The organism is Ensifer sp. NPDC090286, assembly GCF_044769565.1.
Lineage (GTDB): Bacteria > Pseudomonadota > Alphaproteobacteria > Rhizobiales > Rhizobiaceae > Ensifer.
The window spans coordinates 793,344-811,507 of record NZ_JBIVYF010000001.1 but is presented as its reverse complement, the minus strand read 5'-3'; the positions used below and the strand labels follow the sequence as shown (position 1 = coordinate 811,507).

15 protein-coding genes are annotated in these 18,164 nt (G+C 63.7%); 7 read left to right on the top strand and 8 right to left on the bottom strand.

Features of this window, described 5'->3' with window-relative positions; translation table 11 throughout:
* Window positions 1–178: 178 nt before the first annotated feature.
* Window positions 179–808 carry a DUF922 domain-containing Zn-dependent protease gene (locus ACIQUG_RS04020; RefSeq protein WP_043624550.1) on the bottom strand — a complete coding sequence of 210 codons (630 nt, stop codon included), beginning with the start codon at window positions 806–808 and terminating at the stop codon, window positions 179–181.
* 107 nt (window positions 809–915) lie between these two features.
* Between ACIQUG_RS04020 and folP the strand changes: the two genes are divergently transcribed.
* The 3 genes from folP to folK all read left to right on the top strand — a co-directional run bounded on the left by folP (window position 916) and on the right by folK (window position 2,764).
* Window positions 916–1,767 (top strand): dihydropteroate synthase, encoded by an 852-nt coding sequence (gene folP / locus ACIQUG_RS04015; protein ID WP_402317632.1) that lies wholly within the window; start codon window positions 916–918, stop codon window positions 1,765–1,767.
* Window positions 1,768–1,881: 114 nt separating this feature from the next.
* A complete protein-coding gene (gene folB, locus ACIQUG_RS04010; protein ID WP_034794609.1) occupies window positions 1,882–2,250 on the top strand; it encodes a dihydroneopterin aldolase in 369 nt (122 codons plus the stop codon).
* The gene (folK, locus tag ACIQUG_RS04005) at window positions 2,240–2,764 is read left to right on the top strand and encodes a 2-amino-4-hydroxy-6-hydroxymethyldihydropteridine diphosphokinase (protein WP_402317629.1); all 525 of its coding nucleotides are present in this window, start codon (window positions 2,240–2,242) and stop codon (window positions 2,762–2,764) included. The genes folB and folK overlap by 11 nt, the downstream gene beginning before the upstream one ends.
* A 78-nt stretch (window positions 2,765–2,842) precedes the next feature.
* Here the strand turns inward: folK and ACIQUG_RS04000 are convergent, their stop codons facing one another.
* The 4 genes from ACIQUG_RS04000 to ACIQUG_RS03985 form a co-directional block, all read right to left on the bottom strand.
* On the bottom strand, window positions 2,843–3,394 hold the full coding sequence (locus ACIQUG_RS04000; RefSeq protein ID WP_043624541.1) for a hypothetical protein: 552 nt from the start codon (window positions 3,392–3,394) through the stop codon (window positions 2,843–2,845).
* A 262-nt stretch (window positions 3,395–3,656) separates the two neighbouring features.
* Window positions 3,657–4,733, bottom strand: a complete 1,077-nt coding sequence (locus tag ACIQUG_RS03995; RefSeq protein WP_402317626.1) for a YcjF family protein — start codon at window positions 4,731–4,733, stop codon at window positions 3,657–3,659.
* The gene (locus tag ACIQUG_RS03990) at window positions 4,730–6,226 is read right to left on the bottom strand and encodes a YcjX family protein (RefSeq protein WP_402317623.1); all 1,497 of its coding nucleotides are present in this window, start codon (window positions 6,224–6,226) and stop codon (window positions 4,730–4,732) included. Before ACIQUG_RS03990 ends, ACIQUG_RS03995 begins: the two co-directional genes overlap by 4 nt.
* A gap of 142 nt (window positions 6,227–6,368) precedes the next feature.
* Window positions 6,369–6,878 (bottom strand): SixA phosphatase family protein, encoded by a 510-nt coding sequence (locus tag ACIQUG_RS03985; RefSeq protein WP_402317620.1) that lies wholly within the window; start codon window positions 6,876–6,878, stop codon window positions 6,369–6,371.
* A gap of 403 nt (window positions 6,879–7,281) precedes the next feature.
* Here ACIQUG_RS03985 and dksA point away from each other — a divergent pair, with 403 nt between their 5' ends.
* Window positions 7,282–7,701 (top strand): RNA polymerase-binding protein DksA, encoded by a 420-nt coding sequence (gene dksA / locus ACIQUG_RS03980; protein ID WP_043614592.1) that lies wholly within the window; start codon window positions 7,282–7,284, stop codon window positions 7,699–7,701.
* A gap of 168 nt (window positions 7,702–7,869) precedes the next feature.
* Here the strand turns inward: dksA and ACIQUG_RS03975 are convergent, their stop codons facing one another.
* Window positions 7,870–8,859: a histidine kinase gene (locus ACIQUG_RS03975; RefSeq protein WP_402317617.1), complete on the bottom strand. Its 990-nt coding sequence runs from the start codon at window positions 8,857–8,859 to the stop codon at window positions 7,870–7,872.
* Between the two features lie 268 nt (window positions 8,860–9,127).
* Here ACIQUG_RS03975 and cckA point away from each other — a divergent pair, with 268 nt between their 5' ends.
* On the top strand, window positions 9,128–11,764 hold the full coding sequence (gene cckA / locus ACIQUG_RS03970) for a cell cycle histidine kinase CckA (protein WP_402317614.1): 2,637 nt from the start codon (window positions 9,128–9,130) through the stop codon (window positions 11,762–11,764).
* Window positions 11,765–11,870: 106 nt separating this feature from the next.
* Here the strand turns inward: cckA and ACIQUG_RS03965 are convergent, their stop codons facing one another.
* Together ACIQUG_RS03965 and ACIQUG_RS03960 are read right to left on the bottom strand one after the other, a co-directional pair.
* On the bottom strand, window positions 11,871–12,800 hold the full coding sequence (locus tag ACIQUG_RS03965; protein WP_043614584.1) for a pseudouridine-5'-phosphate glycosidase: 930 nt from the start codon (window positions 12,798–12,800) through the stop codon (window positions 11,871–11,873).
* Between the two features lie 31 nt (window positions 12,801–12,831).
* Complete coding sequence (locus ACIQUG_RS03960; protein WP_402317611.1) at window positions 12,832–13,779, bottom strand: carbohydrate kinase family protein; 948 nt, start codon at window positions 13,777–13,779, stop codon at window positions 12,832–12,834.
* 319 nt (window positions 13,780–14,098) lie between these two features.
* Between ACIQUG_RS03960 and recA the strand changes: the two genes are divergently transcribed.
* On the top strand, window positions 14,099–15,187 hold the full coding sequence (recA, locus tag ACIQUG_RS03955; protein WP_043614579.1) for a recombinase RecA: 1,089 nt from the start codon (window positions 14,099–14,101) through the stop codon (window positions 15,185–15,187).
* Between the two features lie 231 nt (window positions 15,188–15,418).
* Window positions 15,419–18,082, top strand: coding sequence for an alanine--tRNA ligase (gene alaS / locus ACIQUG_RS03950; RefSeq protein WP_402317608.1), 2,664 nt, complete (start codon window positions 15,419–15,421; stop codon window positions 18,080–18,082).
* The last annotated feature ends 82 nt before the right edge of the window (window positions 18,083–18,164 follow it).

Sequence of the window (18,164 nt, the reverse complement as noted above, 5' to 3'; positions counted from 1 at the left end):
ATTCAATTTGTGGGGCTAGTCTTTGTCCCGGCCCCTCTCTCCATGGTTTGAATATAGATGAGTCGCCGGCCGGCAGCCATCGTTATATTTCACCAATAAAATACTGTGGGTATTGCCGCTGAAATGGCCCGAGCCGCGACTATAGTCAGGCTCTTCTTCGGGGTTCCGGCTTTGCTATCTACTGTTGCGCTTTCTTCAGCGTTTCCAGCCTGTATTGCAGGAGACGGATCATGCGCTTGTCGAAGTTGGCGGCTTCGGTGCGGTCGAAGCGGGCCTGATCCTTGTCATGCGCCTCGATCGCGGTCGCGCTGGCGCGGGCAACGCTTTCCTGCATCTCTTCACACGTGTCCTGCGGCTTCAGCGCCAGGAACATCTTTTCCATCCGCCGCGCATGATTGCGGGCGATTTCCGCGTGGCGCTCCTCGTGGCGCTTGATGTCGCTCGACAGCGTGTCCCACACGAGGGCGAGGTCACGTCCTGCCTGGCGGCGGTATTTCCATTTGGGCAGAATGATGCGCGTGTTGAGCGTGACGCGGGCCGAGCCGACGGCGCAACGTCCGTTGCGGCTGACATAGGTGATCGAGCCACCGAACTTGATGCGGGTGGCGCCGGGATGCCGGGCGCCGGTCGACTTCATCATCGGGCCGCTCGCCGAGAGTGCCTTGTCCAGTTCTTCCGCAGTCCGGCCGCCGATCGAAAAATAGGAGAAGCTCTTGTTCACCACGGTTTCGCCCGAGGCCGTGCCAAACGGGGCGGCAACCAGGAGAGCAAGAAGGGCGACTTTGAACGGGACGCGTACTCGGGACATCAATGCGTGGTTCTCTTCGGTTGAACTTCAATCAAGCTTGGGGCATAGCCAGCGCCGGCGCAACAGCAAAACGATGGCTTCCGGCCGTATGCGGATGGTGAGGGAAAATGACTTACAATCCATTTCAGAAATTTAGCTGGAAGCTGGCGCACGGACGCAGCCTCGAACTGGGGCCGCGTGGCGTTTTGATGGCGATCGTGAATGTTACCCCGGATTCTTTTTCCGATGGCGGCCGTTTCATCGATGCCGTTGCGGCGGTGGCACAAGGGGTGCGCTGCCTGGAGGAGGGCGCCTTGATCCTCGATATCGGCGGTGAATCCACGCGGCCCGATGCGGCGGCCGTCAGCGCCGAGGAGGAACAGGCGCGGATCCTGCCGGTGATCGCTGCTCTTGCCCGCGATACCGATGCGCTGATTTCCGTCGACACTTACAGAGCCTCGACCGCCCAGCTTGCGGTCGACGCGGGCGCGCATATCGTCAACGACGTGCACGGCCTTCAGCGCGAACCCGACATTGCCACGGTCGCCGCCAGGACCGGCGCCGGCATCTGCATCATGCATACCGGCCGCGGCCGTGAAAAACTCGCTGACGTGATCGCCGACCAGTTTGAGTTTCTCGACCGGTCGCTCGATATCGCGGCTGCGGCCGGCGTGGAGCGGGATCGCATTATCCTCGATCCGGGCTTCGGCTTCGCCAAGGACACGGACGAGAACCTGGAACTGATGGCGCGCTTTGCAGAGTTGCACCGTTTTGAACTGCCGTTCCTGGTCGGAACTTCGCGCAAGCGCTTCGTCGGTGCGGTCAGCGGCCGCGACGCGGCCGATCGCGACATGGCGACGGCTGCAACGACGGCGCTCTTGCGCGTTGCCGGCGCCGCGATTTTCCGCGTACACGATGTCGCAAACAGCAAGGATGCACTGGCAATGGCGGATGCTATGCTGCACGCCAGAGCGAGGTGAGGCTTACTCGCCCGCATTCCGCCTGAACCTGTGACTGCCAATCACGCGCATGACTGCGGAACGGCTCGACCGCGCAATCATCGCGATCCAAGAAAGCCGATGGGACTGAGAAGCATGAGCGCGACCTATATCATCACCCTCAAGAACTGCGCCTTCTTCGCGCGCCACGGCGTCTTCGACGAGGAGGAGCTTCTCGGTCAGCGCTTCTTCGTCGACGCCGAGCTTGAAGTCGAGCAGGGAACGGCGCTGGTCGACGACTCGATCGAAGACACCGTGCATTACGGCATCGCCTTCCAGGAAATCGAGCGCATCGTCACCGGCCGCCGCCGCTACCTGATCGAGGCGCTGGCGCTGGAAGTGGCCAAGACGCTCTGCGTGCGTTTCCCGCAGATCAAGCGCGCCAAGGTTTCGATCCGTAAGCCGAATGCGCCGGTTCCAGGCGTGCTCGACTATGTCGAAGTGACGGTCGAGCATGTCGTCTGAGGTGACGTGGCGGGCTGCAACGCTCGGGCTTGGCGGCAATCTCGGCGAGCCGCCCAAGGCGATGGCCGAAGCGCTTCGGTTGCTCGATGCCCGCGACGACTGCGTGGTCGAGGCGGTCTCGCGACTTTACCGCACGCCACCCTGGGGCAAGACGGACCAGGCCTGGTTCTACAATGCCTGCGCCAAGGTCGAGACGACGCTCGCGCCCGAAGCCTTGCTCGACGCCTGCCTTGATATCGAACGGTCGATGAAGCGGGTGCGCGACGAGCGCTGGGGGCCGCGCACGCTCGACATCGATGTACTGACCTTCGAAGACGTGGCGCAATCGGGCGGGCGGCTGGAGCTGCCGCATCCGAGGATGACCGAGCGCGGCTTCGTGCTGATGCCGCTTGCCGACTTTGCCGCCGACATGGCCGTTGGCGGCCGGTCGGTCGGCGACTGGCTGCAGCAGGCTGACGTCGCCGGCATCGAGGTTGCCGATGATCACATGAGCTGGTGGCGCGCCGGCGCCTGAACAGGACCGCAACACAAACCACAAACGACAAAGCCCCGGTCGATGCCGGGGCTTTGTCGTTTGGTCGGGTGTTTGACGTTACTTGATCGAGCCGACGGCGATTGCGTCGATCTGGCGATTGAGGCTGACGCCGATGACCGGCACCATCGTCTCTTCGACCTTGACCGAAATGGTGATGTTCATCGTCTGGTCGTCCTGCAGGCGAGCGATCATGGCGCCATTCAGCTTCTTGCGGTTGATGCCGACGACGACCTTGTCCTTGGCGACATTGCCGGAAATGATATCCAGGCCTTTGCCCTCGGCGCCATCGAGGAACTTGCCGGTGTAGGTGTTTCCCTTCTGGGTGATCAGCGCCGACATCGGCTGCTTGAACACGCCGACGCGGCAGAAGCCGTCGAGCTTGATGCCGGTCTCATCGCCCGCGACCGGTTCGCCGGAGAGGTCGCAAGTGAACTTGGTGCCCTTGTACTTGCCGGCGACAATCTCGCCCGGGCCTTTCCACTGGCCGGCGACCTTCTCGAAGAAGACCTTGTCCTTGGCGCCGGAGAAAGCCGGTGTCGCAAGGCCGACGGTGGCTGCCAGCGCAAAAGCGGCAGCGCCGCGAGCGATCAAAGAAGGGCGCGAGAACATAAACGATCCTTGATGAGTCAACGTCCGAAACTGGATGCCACATTTGCGCGCAAATGGTTAATGGACGGTTTCTGTCTGGCGGATATCGGGGCTGATCGCGGCCGGAAAACCAGTTGTTCACAGGCTTTCGCGGCCTGGTCATTGCCTGCCTTAGCATGCGCTTGCAATCGAACAGCTGTCGGCGCTGCACGAAGGAGGATTGCGACCGGGAGAGCCCGGTTGCGATTCGCTTGCAAGCGTTCAGGCTATTGTCAGAGCAAGCTTACTTGTCGCCGAGGACGCGTCCGGCGCCGGGGCTGAGGTCGGAGAGAAAGTCACCGATACCCGGACGTTTCAACGCCCGAAACGGCATGGGACGGCAGAGATCCATGGCGGCGATGCCGATGCGGGCCGTCATCAGGCCGTTGATGACGCCTTCGCCAAGGCGCGCCGAGAGCTTCGAGGCCAGCCCGTGGCCGAGCACCTGCTGGATGAGACTGTCGCCAGCCGCGATCGAACCGGTGACGGCCAGATGGGCGATGACATCGCGCATCAGCCGCAACAGGCCGAGCGTGCCGGGACGGCCGCCGTAGAGTTCGGCCATGGCGCGGATCAGGCGGGCGGACTCGTAAAGGACATAACCGAGGTCGACGAGCGCCCGCGGACTGACCGCCGTGACGATCGACACGCGCTTGGAGGCCGCGAGAATAAGGCGCCGCGCCTCGCGGTCGAGTGGGCTCAGCAATTCGCGCTCGGTGAGTTCGATCACGTGCGGACCGTCGATGATCTCGCCTTCGCTCTCCTTCAATCGTGTGCGCCCGCGCGCCGTTCGCGGATTGCCGGCCAGCAGGTGCACGAGCTTCGCCTGCGCTGCGCGCGCCGGTTTCGCAATGGCCGAAGCGGCGGCCGCCTCCGTTTCCGCTTTCAGCTTCTGGATCGCCGTGAGCTGCATCAGCCCTGAAAGCTCGCGGCCGACAACGATCAGCAGCGCCAGCAGCCCGATCGCGACGACGGCAAGCGCGGTGTAGCCGAGCCAATCGGCGCGCGCGAAGAGATCGCGCAGCAGGCGATCGACCCAGAGGCCTGCCGCAAGCGAGAGGATGATGCCGAGCGCCCCGGTTGCGATCTTGCCGACCGACAGGCGGCGTTTGCGAGGACTTGCTTCGGGCAAGGCGAGGGCGTCGACCGCAAGCGTGGTCTCGCGGAACGGGTCTTCCGCATCGGGGGTCAGCACCACGTTGTCGTCGAAGCTCGCAGGCGCGCGCCGCGCGCGCATCTGCGGCGCTGCCTCGGCGGGCTTGTCTTCGCCAACGGAAAAGGCACCGGGACGGCGGCTGCGACCGTTGCTGTCGTCACTCATGCGAGCCGGTCTCCGAACAGGAATTGCATGGCCCGGTCGAGGCGGATATGCGGCACCGACAGTTTCAAGCCGCCTCCGGTTTCCTCAAGATGTGGCGGACGGAAGCGAACGAAGCTGAGGTCCGGCAGCGGATGAGCGCCCTCGATATAGATGGTCGCGCCGGACCGGGTCTCCATCGTCTTGAAGAGAACTTCAGGATCTGCCGGCAAGTCACCGGGAAATATAGCAGTTTTCTTTTCGCCATCGAATATTTCGCCGTTGATCTTCTCGCCAGCGATCGGCGTGCCGACGATGACCGGCAGGGCATGGCCATCGTGGTTGACGGTCGCTTCTCGGGTGGCCCTGACCGATGCGAGCGCCATGACCTCGAGGCTGGCACCGCTCAACCCGATGCTTTCGGCAGCGCGGTCGACCAGGCGCGCAGCGATGCGCTCCAGTCGGTCGTGGCTTTCGTGATGCAGGTGATCCGCCTTGGTTGCGGCGATCAGCACCTTGTCGATCCGACGCGTCAGCAGGGACGAGAGCCAGCTGTTGGTCCCCGGACGGAAGCAGGCAAGCACGTCCGCCAGGGCCTGCTCGAGATCGAGCAGCGCCTCGGGGCCGTTGTTGATCGCCTGCAGGGCATCGATCAGCACGATCTGCCGGTCGAGGCGTGCGAAATGCTCGCGAAAGAACGGGCTGACGACATGTTTCTTATAGGCTTCGTAGCGCCGCTCCATCATCGCCCAGAGCGAACCTTTCGGCGCGCGGCCCTCAGGCAGGTCCGGAAGCGGCGAAAAAGTCAGCGCCGGCGAACCTTCGAGGTCGCCCGGCATCAGGAAACGTCCGGGCGGCAGGGTCGAGGGCGAGCGTTCGTCCGCCTTGCAGGCTCTGAGATAGCCGGTGAAGCTCTCGGCAAGCCGACGGGCGCTGGCCTCGTCGGCGGTCGCCGTAAATCCGGCCGACGCGGCGAGCGTCAACCACTCGGCCGACAACTTGGCGCGGCCAGGTGCACGGGCGCGCGCCACGGAATTGTTGCTGAACGCGCGGAAGTCCTGCGCGAGCAGGGGCAGGTCGAGCAGCCATTCGCCGGGATAGTCGACGATGTCGAGCGACAGCCGACCCGGCGAGAACAGCCGGTTCCAGCCGCTGGCGCTCTCATATTCAAGCGTGATGCGCAGCTGCGAGATGGCGCGCGTGGAGTCCGGCCAGATGCGATCGCGCACGAGGGCGGCGATATGGTCTTCATACTGGAAGCGCGGCACGGCATCGTCGGGCTGCGGCTCGAGCCTGACCTTGGAAACGCGACCCGAACGCACCGGCTCGAACACCGGCAGGCGCCCGCCGTTTAGCAGGTTGTGCACGAGCGACGAGATGAAGACGGTCTTTCCCGCACGGGAAAGGCCCGTGACGCCGAGCCGGATCGAAGGGTTGACGAGGCCGGAGGCGCGGTCGGTGAGATTGTCGAGCGCGATCAGCGCGTCGTCTTTGAAGCTGGTCAGGTTAGGCGCCAAGTCTTGGTCTTTCTTGCGGCGTGTTTCCCGGGATCGTTCGGATCGGCCAGCCTGCGAAACGGCGATCGGCTGCAGGCTGCCTCCGCGATATAGGCACTAATTGCGGCGCCGCAACGCGCACGCGGCATTTCTTCTTACGCCGTTATGGTGTCGGCAGCAGCAGCGACACCAGGCGGGCGGAGGCGGCGTCGCCGACAGCAGGCAGATCCAGGATGGCCAGCCCAGCCGGCGGATAGCCGTCGGGAAGCGCCTCCCGGGCGGCATCGTCTCCGACCAGACTGCACAGCAGTTGTTCGATCATCGGGTTGTGGCCAACGAGCATCAGCGCGTTTACATGGCGGTGGGCGTCGATGAGATCGAGATAGACGCTCGTCGGACCGGAATAGAGCGCATCGATGTAGCGGATATCGAGGTCTTCGCTGACCGTGCGGAAGAACGGCTCAGCCGTTTCGCGGCAACGCACGGCCGTCGAACAGAGGATGCGGTCGGGGTGGATGCCCTGGTCGGCGGCCGTCTGGGCAAGCCGCTCCGCATCGATGTAGCCGACCTCGTCGAGCGATCGATCGAAATCGCGCTGGCCCGGAAGCGCCCAGCCGGAACGGGCGTGCCGCAGAAGGTAGAGGCGGAGAGCCTTGGGGGCGCTGTCTTGCATAAAATGGTTCCGGCGTTGCCTGCCGGTTGCAGCGACAGGGTAGAATTTTGTCGGCTTTCGTGTCGGCCGGCAGACCGTCACCTTTCCCCGCCCGGACCGTAAAGATCAAGCTGGCGCCGTGATTTTTTCGGGGACTGCCGGGTGCTGCGCTTTGCCGCGGTCGTGAATGGACGATCAGATGACGCAAACACATCATTGTCACTTTTCAGCGAGCAGAGGCGGTGTCGTCGGTGGGCGCAAGTCGGAAATCAAGATCCGACGTGTAATTTTGATGAAATATTCGTCAGTTAGCCTGAACCGCGAGCAATATTAAAATACGGTTGAGTGTCTGTTCCGAGGCTTGAATCACGGCTTCCATAGGTCTATACACCGCCGCAATGAGATGTTCTTCAGGAGAATCGCGTTGAGTGAGAAGATCGATCTTAGTACCTTCGTCCTTTCCGAGGACGAAGAATTCATGAATGCCAACCACCGGGCGTATTTCCGGGCCAAGTTGAACGCTTGGAAAAATGACATCCTTCGCGAGGCACGCGAGACACTGGATCACTTGGCAGAGGAGAGCGCCAATCATCCGGATCTCGCAGACAGGGCTTCTTCCGAAACTGACCGGGCAATCGAGCTCAGAGCCAGGGACCGCCAGCGCAAGCTGATCTCCAAGATCGATGCGGCGTTGCAGCGGCTCGACGAAGGCACCTACGGCTACTGTGAAGAAACAGGCGAGCCGATCGGCCTGAAGCGACTGGACGCCCGTCCGATCGCAACCCTCTCGATCGAGGCGCAGGAGCGCCACGAGCGGCGGGAAAAGGTCTACCGGGACGAATAAGCTTTCGGGCTTTCGTAGCAGTCTGAAAAAAGGCGCGGGTCAAACCGCGCCTTTTTCCGTTGTGCCGAATTTCTAAAGAAACGAAGCAGATTTTCGCTTCAATACCTGGCCTCAGACAGTATCCCGCTTTGTCGCGATGCCCGACGTCGCCGTCGGGCCAATGCGCGATCAGGGCTTACGCCCGGCGGAGATGTCGGCCAGCATGCGGTTCATCTCTTCTTCGATCGTCGGCTCCTTGTGACCGCCATCGGCGCCAGGCGCGCCGAGGGTTGGCTCCTGACGGCCGGCTTGAAGCGATGCACGGTTTTCCGGAGTGACCGATGTCGCCGGGCCGAGGCGCTGCAGGTCGCCGGTGATCTCAGCGTCGAGGAGGCGCTCGAAGTCGGAAAGGGCGGCTGCCGGAGCCGGCTGCGGCTGAGGCTGCGACTGGATGATCGGTGCGGGGCGCTGAAGCTGCTGGGGTGGCTGCGCCTGAATGGGCTGCGGCTGCACGGTCTGGGCCATGGCGACCGGACGGTTCATCGGCGCATCGACGTTCACCGAAGGGGGAACGACGGCGGCAACGGACGGGATCTCGGGTGCCGCCTGAGCGACGGAGCGGGCAAGAGGGCGCTGCTCTGCCGCAAGGGCAGGTGCAGGCACCGGGCGCTGTTCGGCCGTAACGCGCATCGCCGCCACAGGCTCGACGCGGGCGACCGGCTGTTCCTCGGACCGGGTGATGGGGCGAACCGGCGTTGCGACGACGGGTTCGGCCTGCATCGACGGCGCGGGCTGCTGAACGGTTTCCCTGACGGCCGGACGGCTTTCGGCCATCGGTTCGGCGGCCTTGCGTTCGATGACAGCGGGGCGTTCGGCCGGACGCTCGTCGCCGCCGGTGACGATCCGGCTTTCGATGACGATATCCGTCGGCCCGCCGATCATGATCAGGTGCTCGACATCGTCACGGCGCACCAGCACGAGGCGGCGCCGGGTATCCACGGCGGCGGCGTCGAGCACGGCCAGTCGCGGCTGGCGGTTCTTGCCGCCACGGATGAAAGGCGACGAAGGGCGGTTGCGCATGATCCAGAGTACGGCCACGAGGCACAAAAGTCCGATCGCGACCGCTGCAGCGGCAACAACGAACCGGCTGCCGTTGTCGGCGATGATCGTTTCCATCATAGGCTGAACTCCTTCTGCCTTTCGAGTGGCAGTATTTGACGGCTTTTTTCGGGCTCGGACAAGCACTTCGCCGACATTCCCTGTGAATTGGCTCGAATGCTTCCGCACAGGTGCTTTTTGCTGTTATCTCTGATTGTTAAAGATGATTCTTGTCCGAATGATCGAGGGCGTGTCGGCAATGGCCGATTTTGCCCGGCGGTTTGAGCGGATGCCGGCCGGAAGGGCTGGGCCGCGCCCGCGCGCGGCGCCGGCCGCGTAAGAGGACCCGATGACGAAATTGCGGCAGTCAGGCGACTACCAGATGCCGGTTGTTGACCGTGGCGTCAGGCCCGGAACCGTGCTGCGGATCGTGCTGCTCGCGATCGTCCTCACCGTGTCCGCCATCGCCTTCGTGATCTTCCGGAACCAGATGGAAAACGAGATCGTGCTCGGCATCCTCGGCGTTCTCGCCATGGTCGGCATCTTCTTTCTGGTATCCTCGGTCATCGGCTTCATCGAGGTGATGCCGCAGTCGCGCCCGGACGAACTGGCGCGCGCCTTCCTCGATGCGCATGAGGACGGCACGATCGTGACCGACCGCAAGGGCCGGATCATCTATGCCAACGCCGCCTATGGCGCGTTGACGGGTGCCAGAAACGCTGCCGGCATCCAGTCGCTCGAAACCATCCTGTCGCGCAATCGCGAGGCGACGGAAGCGATCTACCGACTGACCAACGGCCTGCACGAGGGCAAGCAGGGGCATGAGGAATTCCGTCTGCTGAAGCCGCTCGCGACCGGTGCGGCCACCGGCTCCGGCGCCCATTGGTTCCGACTGAAGGCGCGGGTGCTGCCGCTCGAAGACAGCGAGCGCAACCCGCTCTATCTCTGGCAGATCGCCGACATCACCGCCGAGCGCGACGACCAGGAACGCTTCTTCAAGGAATTGCAGAACGCGATCGACTATCTCGACCACGCGCCCGCCGGCTTCTTCTCCGCCGGCCGCAAGGGCGAGATCTTCTACATCAACGCCACACTCGCCGACTGGCTCGGCATCGATCTCACCAAGTTCCAGCCGGGCTCGATCAGCATCGGCGATCTGGTGGCCGGCGAGGGGCTGACGCTCGTCCAGGCGGTTCAGGCGGAGCCGGGTCTGAAGAAGACCAAGATGCTGGACCTCGACCTGCGCAAGATGAATGGCCAGAGCCTGCCCGTGCGCATGATCCACCGCGTTTCCTCGACCCGAGACGGCGCGCCCGGCGAAAGCCGCACCATCGTCATGTCGCGAGAGGGCGGCGAGGATAGCGACCAGTCGGCGTCGAGCGCGGCGATGCGCTTCACCCGCTTCTTCAACAACACGCCGATGGCGATCGCCTCGGTCGACGGCAACGGCCGGATCCTGCGCACCAATGCGCCGTTCCTGAAGCTGTTCTCCGGCCTCGTCTCGCAGGACGACGTCGAGCGCGGCGCGCTGATTGATGCCGTGGTGCACGAAACCGAGAAGCTTCGTCTGCACGATGCGCTTGCGGCCGCCAAGGACCGGCAGGGCGACATCGCACCGATCGACGCGCTGCACCCCACCGATGGCGAGCGCCATTTCCGCTTCTACGTTAACGCCGTGATCGACCAGACCGATCAGGCGCCGGAGGAAGCGGCGATCATCTATGCGCTGGAGATTACCGAGCAGAAAGCGCTCGAAAACCAGATGGCGCAGACGCAGAAGATGAACGCCGTGGGCACGCTTGCCGGCGGCATCGCGCACGACTTCAACAACGTGCTGACGGCGATCCTGCTGTCGTCCGACCACCTGCTCCTGTCCGCCCGGCCGGCCGACCCGAGCTTTGCCGACCTGATGGAGATCAAGCGCAACGCCAACCGCGCCGCGGTTCTCGTGCGGCAGCTGCTTGCCTTCTCGCGCAAGCAGACGATGCGGCCGACGGTGCTCAACATGACCGACGTCATCGGCGACCTGCGCATGCTGGTCGACCGCATGACCGGAACCAACGTCAAGGTCGAGGTCGATTATGGCCGCGATCTCTGGCCGGTCCGGACCGATCTCGGCCAGTTCGAACAGGTGCTGCTAAACCTCGCCGTCAATGCGCGTGACGCCATGCCCCAAGGCGGCATCATTACGCTTCGCACCCGCAATCTGCCGGCGGAGGAGGTCTCGGCCTTCGGACGGCGCGAACTGCCGGACGAAGACTTCGTGATGGTCGAAGTTTCCGACCAGGGTACCGGTATTGCGCCCGAGATCCTCGACAAGATCTTCGAGCCGTTCTTCACGACCAAGGAAGTGGGCAAGGGCACCGGTCTCGGCCTGTCGATGGTTTATGGCATCGTCAAGCAGTCGGGCGGCTACATCTATCCAGAATCGGAAGTCGGCAAGGGCACGACCTTCCGTATCCTTCTGCCCCGCCATATCGAGGTGCCGGTCGCTGCGGAAGAGGCCGCGCAGGCCGGGACGACGCCCGCGACCAATACGATGGCTGTTGCCGCGCCAGCCGCTCAGGCAGTTGCAGCACCCGCTGCAAAGCAGGAAGAGCCGACCGATCTCACCGGGGATTCGGCCGTGGTGTTGTTGGTGGAAGACGAGGAGGCCGTGCGCCGCGGCGGCAAGCGCATGCTGGAAACGCGCGGCTACACCGTCTATGAGGCCGGCTCCGGCGTCGAGGCGCTCGACATCATGGACGAGCTCAACGGCGCCGTCGATATCGTCGTCTCCGACGTGGTGATGCCGGAAATGGACGGACCGACGCTTCTGACCGAACTGCGCAAAAAGTATCCGGACCTGAAGTTCATCTTCGTCTCGGGCTATGCCGAGGACGCCTTTGCCCGCAACCTGCCGGCGGACGCCAAGTTCGGCTTCCTGCCGAAGCCGTTCTCGCTGAAGCAGCTGGCCGTCGCCGTGCGCGAAATGCTCGATTCCTAAGCTTGGTCGGTCTAAACCTCTTTTGAGCGATCCCGGTGAACTCCGGATACGAAAAAGCCCGGCGAAATGATCGCCGGGCTTTTTTTTCGTCCAAGACTGTCCGAGATTACTTCGCGTTGAGCGCCACGGCGATCTCGCCGGCAAGCCGGGCATTGTTCTCGACCAGCGCAATGTTGGTCTCGAGGCTGCGGCCCTCGGTCATTTCGAAGAGGTTGCTCAGCAGATAAGGCGTGACCGCCTTGCCGGTGATCTCGTCGTTTTCGGCATTGTCGAGCGCGCGGGCGATGTAGATTTCCATCTCTTCGCGCGGGATCTCGGCAGCTTCCGGAACCGGATTGGCGACCAGCATGCCGCCTTCGACGCCGAGCTGCTCGCGCATGGTCTGGAAGTTGGCGATGGCCGCCGGGCTGTTCAGCATCAGCGGGCTCTTCAGGCCGCTGTCGCGCGACCAGAAGGCCGGGAAGATTTCGCTGTCATAGGTGACGACAGGAACGCCGCGGGTTTCGAGCACTTCGAGCGTCTTAGGGATGTCGAGGATCGCCTTGGCGCCGGCGCAGACGACGATGACGCCGGTGCGGGCGAGTTCGTCGAGGTCGGCCGAGATGTCGAAGGAGAGCTCGGCGCCACGGTGCACACCGCCGATGCCGCCGGTCGCAAAGACCCGGATGCCGGCGCGGGCGGCGGCAATCATCGTCGCGGCAACGGTCGTCGCGCCGGTGCGGCGCTCGGCGATCGCGAAGGCGAGGTCGGCGCGCGAGACCTTCATCGCGCCCTGGGTCTTCGCCAGTTCTTCGAGCTTGGCGTCGTCAAGGCCGATATGCAGTACGCCATGGATGACCGCGATGGTCGCCGGCACGGCACCCTGCTCGCGGATGATCGCTTCAACGCTGCGGGCCATGTTCAGGTTGCCCGGATAGGGCATGCCATGGGTGATGATGGTCGACTCCAGTGCCACGATCGGCGCGCCACGCGCCTTGGCGGCTGCGACCTCGTCGGAATATTCCATCGGCAGGAAGGGGGAAGCGGGTTTGGTCATGGTCTTTCCTTGGGAGTTCTGCTGGCAAATGTCATGACAGCATTTGGGGCACGGGCACAAGGGCCAGCGCCTGTTCGAGATTGGCCGCGGACATCTCTTCGGATGCGGCCAAGGGAGAGCGCAAGGTGATTTGGGCGGCTGCGATGCCGTGCCGCAGGCACGCGTTGATGGCGTGGCCGCCAAGGCGCGCCGAGAGGAATCCGGAGGCGAGCGCGTCGCCGGCGCCGGTGACGTCGGCAAGGGCGGGAAGGGCTGGCGGAACGGCAACGCAGGTGTTTTCGCCGTCGAATGCGACGACGGCACGGCCGCCGCGTGTGACGACGCCACCCGTAAGGCCGACGTTTCTCAGCAACGACGGCCACTCATCCGCCTCGGCTGCATCCTTGCCGGTCAGTGCCCGGGCCTCGGATTCGTTCATGAACAGTAACGAGAGATGCGAGAGGCAATGCCGGTAGCGGATGACCTTGGCCGGCGAAACGGCGATGCCGGCGACAAGGCGGCCGTTGCCGGCAGCGGACTGGGCAAGTGCGGCGATGGTTTCTTCCGGCAGGTTGGCGTCGGTCAGAACGAGCTGGCTCGTGGCAATGACCTCGCGCAGCGCCCGTCGTTGCAACTGCCGGGGCGAGAACAGCCGGTAGAGCTCCATGTCGGCAAGCGCAATCACCAGATTGCCGTCGTTTTCAAGGATCGCCGTATAGCTCGGCGTCTGGCGGTCGAGAAAGGTGAGGGGGCTGTCGATGACGCCGGCGGCAGCCGCGGCTGCGGTCACCATTTCGCCGGCCGCATCGCCGCCGCGGGTGCTGATCATGCGCACGCTGTGGCCGAGGCGCGCCATGTTGCGCGCGGCATTGAAACCACCGCCGCCCGCTTCTTCGAACCAGCTTCCCGGATTGCTCGATCCTGGCGCTGTCGTTCCCGATATGCGGCCGCGCCTGTCGATATGCGCACCACCGAAAACGGCGATCTCAGCTTGCGTCATGAATGTTCCTCTGCTTGGCCGATCGGCCGAATATCTGTTGGCATCCTGCAATGCCGCATCGCGAAGCGCCACGCGCCCGACCCGTCCGAAGTGTCATGCACCAACGAATCGGCAGGGGCTAACCGGGCATGTTCGAAGCGCTGCCACCAACATTCGAAAACTTCGGTTTCGTTCCGTGAACAAGAATCGAACGCATGGTGGATAGCTGTTGTTTTTCAATGTGTTGTCGCGCTCTTGCAAATACGGAACAAAACATGTACAAAAACTCCTGCGGCGGCTTCATTGCCTCGGTAGCTTCAATAACCTAAAGGTGGACCAAATGGCACAAAACTCTTTGCGGCTCGTAGAGGACAAATCGGTGGATAAAAGCAAGGCACTTGAAGCGGCACTTTCCCAGATCGAACGTTCGTTCGGCAAGGGATCGATCATGAAGCTCGGTGGGAAGGACAGCATCATTGAGATCGAGACGGTTTCGACCGGCTCTCTCAGCCTCGACATCGCGCTCGGCATTGGCGGCCTGCCGAAGGGCCGCATCGTTGAAATTTACGGCCCGGAAAGCTCGGGTAAGACGACGCTGGCGCTGCAGACCGTTGCGGAAGCTCAGAAGAAGGGCGGCATCTGCGCCTTCGTCGACGCCGAACACGCGCTCGATCCGGTCTATGCCCGCAAGCTCGGCGTCGATCTCGAAAACCTCCTGATCTCGCAGCCCGACACCGGCGAACAGGCGCTCGAAATCACCGACACGCTCGTGCGTTCCGGCGCGATCGACGTTCTCGTCGTCGACTCGGTTGCCGCACTCGTGCCGCGCGCCGAAATCGAAGGCGAAATGGGCGACAGCCTGCCGGGCATGCAAGCCCGCCTGATGAGCCAGGCGCTGCGCAAGCTGACCGCTTCGATCTCCAAGTCGAACTGCATGGTCATCTTCATCAACCAGATCCGCATGAAGATCGGCGTCATGTTCGGTTCGCCGGAAACCACCACCGGCGGCAACGCGCTGAAGTTCTACGCCTCGGTTCGCCTCGACATCCGCCGCATCGGCTCGGTCAAGGAACGCGAAGAGGTGGTCGGCAACCAGACCCGCGTCAAGGTCGTCAAGAACAAGATGGCGCCTCCCTTCAAGCAGGTCGAATTCGACATCATGTATGGCGAAGGCGTATCGAAGACCGGTGAACTGGTCGATCTCGGCGTCAAGGCCGGCATCGTCGAGAAGTCGGGCGCCTGGTTCTCCTACAACAGCCAGCGTCTCGGCCAGGGCCGCGAGAACGCCAAGACGTTCCTGCGCGACAATCCGGATCTCGCACGCGAAATCGAAACGGCGCTGCGCCAGAACGCCGGCCTGATCGCCGACCGGTTCCTTGAGAATGGCGGTCCGGAAGCGGACGACGGTGACGAGCCGCCGGAAGCATAAGCCGCTCGGTCCACTGAGGTTACAAGAAAACCGGTCGCCCCATGGGCGGCCGGTTTTTTGCTGGCGTCTGGACAGCCGGATATGTGAGCGATAAAAGCCTTTGGTTCCGGCGACCCAGCGCGTTGGAGGGTGTGGTCACCATGGGCGGCTGCAGGGTTTAGGGACAATGGCTTAGTGGCGCGGCGTGGGCCGGACCCGGGCCGGAATCGGTGCTTAAGAATAGGACGCAAGATGAGCGGCGTGAATGAAATCCGGTCGACCTTTCTCGACTATTTCCGCAGGAACGGTCACGAGGTCGTGTCGTCGAGCCCGTTGGTGCCGCGCAATGACCCGACATTGATGTTCACCAATGCCGGCATGGTGCAGTTCAAGAACGTCTTCACCGGCCTGGAGCAGCGTCCCTATTCGACGGCCGTGACGGCGCAGAAGTGCGTTCGCGCCGGCGGCAAGCACAACGACCTCGACAATGTCGGCTACACCGCACGCCACCACACTTTCTTCGAGATGCTCGGCAACTTCTCCTTCGGCGATTACTTCAAGGAAAACGCCATCGAGCTTGCGTGGAACCTGATCACCAAGGAATACGGCCTCGACGCCAAGCGCCTGCTGGTCACGGTCTACCACACCGACGATGAGGCCTTCGATCTCTGGAAGAAGATCGCCGGCTTCTCCGACGACCGCATCATCCGCATTCCGACCAGCGACAATTTCTGGGCGATGGGCGATACTGGCCCTTGCGGCCCGTGCTCGGAAATCTTCTACGACCACGGCGACCACATCTGGGGCGGACCTCCGGGTTCGGCCGATGAAGACGGCGACCGCTTCATCGAGATCTGGAACCTCGTCTTCATGCAGTACGAGCAGATCACCAAGGAAGAGCGGGTCAACCTGCCGCGTCCGTCGATCGATACCGGCATGGGCCTCGAGCGTCTCGCCGCCGTGCTCCAGGGCGAGCACGACAACTACGACATCGACCTCTTCCGCGCGCTGATCGCCGCTTCTGAAGAAGCAACCGGCGTCAAGGCCGAAGGCGACCGTCGCGCCAGCCACCGCGTCATTGCCGACCACCTGCGTTCGTCCGCCTTCCTGATCGCCGACGGCGTGCTGCCGTCGAACGAAGGCCGCGGCTACGTGCTTCGCCGTATCATGCGCCGCGCCATGCGCCATGCGCAGCTGCTCGGCGCCCAGGATCCGTTGATGTGGAAGCTCCTGCCGGCGCTCGTCGGCCAGATGGGCCGCGCCTATCCGGAGCTGGTGCGCGCCGAAGCGCTGATCTCCGAGACGCTGAAGCTCGAGGAAACCCGCTTCCGCAAGACGCTGGAGCGCGGCCTCAACCTCTTGTCCGACGCCTCTGCCGATCTGTCGGAAGGCGACCAGTTCAACGGCGAAACCGCCTTCAAACTCTACGATACCTACGGCTTCCCGCTCGACCTGACCCAGGACGCACTGCGCGCCAAGGGCATCACCGTCGATACCGACGCTTTCTCGGCCGCTATGGAACGCCAGAAGGCTGAAGCCCGCGCCAACTGGGCCGGTTCCGGCGAAGCTGCGACTGAAACCATCTGGTTCGAGCTTAAGGAAAAGCACGGCGCAACCGACTTCCTCGGCTACGACACCGAGACCGCCGAAGGCGTGATCCAGGCGATCGTGCGTGACGGCGCCGTCGTCGCCTCGGCTGCCAAGGGCGACACTGTCCAGGTCATCCTGAACCAGACGCCGTTCTACGGCGAATCGGGTGGCCAGATGGGCGATACCGGTACGATCACCGTCGAAGGCGGCAAGCTCACCGTCACTGACACGCAGAAGCGCGGCGAGGGGCTCTTCGTCCACTTCGCGACCGTCGCCGAAGGCACGGTCAAGACCGGCGACGCCGCCCAGCTCGACGTCGATCATGCGCGCCGCTCGCGCCTGCGCGCCAACCATTCGGCAACGCACCTCCTGCACGAGGCGCTGCGCGAAGTGCTCGGCACCCATGTGGCCCAGAAGGGCTCGCTGGTGGCGCCCGAGCGCCTGCGCTTTGACGTCTCGCACCCGAAGCCGATGACGGCCGAGGAACTGAAGATCGTCGAAGAGATGGCCAACGAGATCATCGTGCAGAACTCGCCGGTGACCACGCGCCTGATGAGCGTCGATGATGCGATTGCCGAAGGTGCGATGGCGCTCTTCGGCGAGAAGTACGGCGATGAGGTTCGCGTTGTCTCGATGGGCCGCGGCATCCACGGCTCCAAAGCCAACCGCGCCTATTCGGTCGAACTCTGCGGCGGCACGCATGTGTCTGCCACCGGTGACATCGGCCTCGTCCGCGTCGTCTCGGAAAGCGCCGTCGGCGCCGGCGTTCGCCGCATCGAAGCGCTGACCGGCGAAGCGGCCCGCGCCTACCTCAACGAGCAGGACGAGCGCGTGAAGACGCTTGCCAACACGCTGAAGGTTCAGCCGGGCGACGTGCTCGGTCGCGTCGAAGCGCTGCTCGACGAACGCCGCAAGCTGGAACGCGAGCTGACCGAAGCCAAGAAGAAGCTGGCGCTTGGTGGCGGCGGCGAGGCCGGTTCTGCCGACGCGGCCCGCGACATTGCCGGCATCCGCTTCCTCGGCAAGGTCGTCTCGGGCGTCGAGCCCAAGGACCTGAAGAGCCTTGCCGACGACGGCAAGAAGAGCCTCGGCTCCGGCATCGTTGCTTTCGTCGGCGTTTCCGGTGACGGCAAGGCCAGCGCCGTCGTTGCCGTAACCGACGACCTGACGTCGAAGCACAGCGCCGTCGACCTCGTCCGCATCGCGTCTGCCGCTCTCGGCGGCAAGGGCGGCGGCGGCCGTCCCGACATGGCCCAAGCCGGCGGCCCGGATGGAGACAAGGCAGCCGAAGCGATCGAAGCGGTGGCCGTCGCGCTCGCCGGCTGATTGCCAGCGACAGAATAGGAAAAGGGTGCCCGTTGCGGCACCCTTTTTTGTTTGCTGCGTCAGGTCTTATCGAGCCCGCCGA

What these genes read in the sequence shown, in the direction of transcription:
- ACIQUG_RS04020 (WP_043624550.1), bottom strand. Translation starts at nt 808, where the DNA reads ATGTCCCGAGTACGCGTCCCGTTCAAAGTCGCCCTTCTTGCTCTCCTG.
- folP (WP_402317632.1), top strand. Translation starts at nt 916, where the DNA reads ATGACTTACAATCCATTTCAGAAATTTAGCTGGAAGCTGGCGCACGGA.
- folB (WP_034794609.1), top strand. Translation starts at nt 1,882, where the DNA reads ATGAGCGCGACCTATATCATCACCCTCAAGAACTGCGCCTTCTTCGCG.
- folK (WP_402317629.1), top strand. Translation starts at nt 2,240, where the DNA reads ATGTCGTCTGAGGTGACGTGGCGGGCTGCAACGCTCGGGCTTGGCGGC.
- ACIQUG_RS04000 (WP_043624541.1), bottom strand. Translation starts at nt 3,394, where the DNA reads ATGTTCTCGCGCCCTTCTTTGATCGCTCGCGGCGCTGCCGCTTTTGCG.
- ACIQUG_RS03995 (WP_402317626.1), bottom strand. Translation starts at nt 4,733, where the DNA reads ATGAGTGACGACAGCAACGGTCGCAGCCGCCGTCCCGGTGCCTTTTCC.
- ACIQUG_RS03985 (WP_402317620.1), bottom strand. Translation starts at nt 6,878, where the DNA reads ATGCAAGACAGCGCCCCCAAGGCTCTCCGCCTCTACCTTCTGCGGCAC.
- ACIQUG_RS03975 (WP_402317617.1), bottom strand. Translation starts at nt 8,859, where the DNA reads ATGATGGAAACGATCATCGCCGACAACGGCAGCCGGTTCGTTGTTGCC.
- cckA (WP_402317614.1), top strand. Translation starts at nt 9,128, where the DNA reads ATGACGAAATTGCGGCAGTCAGGCGACTACCAGATGCCGGTTGTTGAC.
- ACIQUG_RS03965 (WP_043614584.1), bottom strand. Translation starts at nt 12,800, where the DNA reads ATGACCAAACCCGCTTCCCCCTTCCTGCCGATGGAATATTCCGACGAG.
- ACIQUG_RS03960 (WP_402317611.1), bottom strand. Translation starts at nt 13,779, where the DNA reads ATGACGCAAGCTGAGATCGCCGTTTTCGGTGGTGCGCATATCGACAGG.
- recA (WP_043614579.1), top strand. Translation starts at nt 14,099, where the DNA reads ATGGCACAAAACTCTTTGCGGCTCGTAGAGGACAAATCGGTGGATAAA.
- alaS (WP_402317608.1), top strand. Translation starts at nt 15,419, where the DNA reads ATGAGCGGCGTGAATGAAATCCGGTCGACCTTTCTCGACTATTTCCGC.